Source organism: Streptomyces sp. NPDC107498, from assembly GCF_055582805.1.
Genome location: NZ_JBVJPE010000065.1, coordinates 1 through 1,427, shown reverse-complemented (window position 1 = coordinate 1,427; position 1,427 = coordinate 1). Strand labels below are relative to the sequence as shown.

Below are 1,427 nucleotides of genomic sequence, written 5' to 3'. Positions count from 1 at the left end.
TTGCTTCAGAACTAACACAGTGGACGCGAGCAACTGAGGACAAGCCCTCGGCCTATTAGTACCGGTCAGCTCCACCCCTTACGAGGCTTCCACATCCGGCCTATCAACCCAGTCGTCTACTGGGAGCCTTACCCTCTCAAGGAGGTGGGAATACTCATCTCGAAGCAGGCTTCCCGCTTAGATGCTTTCAGCGGTTATCCCTCCCGAACGTAGCCAACCAGCCATGCCCTTGGCAGGACAACTGGCACACCAGAGGTTCGTCCGTCCCGGTCCTCTCGTACTAGGGACAGCCCTTCTCAATATTCCTACGCGCACAGCGGATAGGGACCGAACTGTCTCACGACGTTCTAAACCCAGCTCGCGTACCGCTTTAATGGGCGAACAGCCCAACCCTTGGGACCGACTCCAGCCCCAGGATGCGACGAGCCGACATCGAGGTGCCAAACCATCCCGTCGATATGGACTCTTGGGGAAGATCAGCCTGTTATCCCCGGGGTACCTTTTATCCGTTGAGCGACGGCGCTTCCACAAGCCACCGCCGGATCACTAGTCCCGACTTTCGTCCCTGCTCGACCCGTCGGTCTCACAGTCAAGCTCCCTTGTGCACTTACACTCAACACCTGATTGCCAACCAGGCTGAGGGAACCTTTGGGCGCCTCCGTTACCCTTTGGGAGGCAACCGCCCCAGTTAAACTACCCATCAGACACTGTCCCTGATCCGGATCACGGACCGAGGTTAGACATCCAGCACGACCAGAGTGGTATTTCAACGGCGACTCCACCATGACTGGCGTCACGGCTTCACGGTCTCCCACCTATCCTACACAAGCCGAACCGAACACCAATATCAAACTGTAGTAAAGGTCCCGGGGTCTTTCCGTCCTGCTGCGCGAAACGAGCATCTTTACTCGTAGTGCAATTTCACCGGGCCTATGGTTGAGACAGTCGAGAAGTCGTTACGCCATTCGTGCAGGTCGGAACTTACCCGACAAGGAATTTCGCTACCTTAGGATGGTTATAGTTACCACCGCCGTTTACTGGCGCTTAAGTTCTCAGCTTCGCCCCACCGAAATGGAGCTAACCGGTCCCCTTAACGTTCCAGCACCGGGCAGGCGTCAGTCCGTATACATCGCCTTACGGCTTCGCACGGACCTGTGTTTTTAGTAAACAGTCGCTTCTCGCTGGTCTCTGCGGCCACCCCCAGCTCAGGGAGTAAATCCCCTCACCAGGCGTGGCCCCCCTTCTCCCGAAGTTACGGGGGCATTTTGCCGAGTTCCTTAACCATAGTTCACCCGAACGCCTCGGTATTCTCTACCTGACCACCTGAGTCGGTTTAGGGTACGGGCCGCCATGAAACTCGCTAGAGGCTTTTCTCGACAGCATAGGATCATCCACTTCACCACAATCGGCTCGGCATCAGGTCTCAG

1 rRNA gene is annotated in these 1,427 nt (G+C 56.5%); it reads right to left on the bottom strand.

The features are described from left to right. Nucleotides 1-35: 35 nt before the first annotated feature. Nucleotides 36-1,427 (bottom strand): 23S ribosomal RNA (locus tag ACZ66Z_RS36715); the annotation flags it as partial.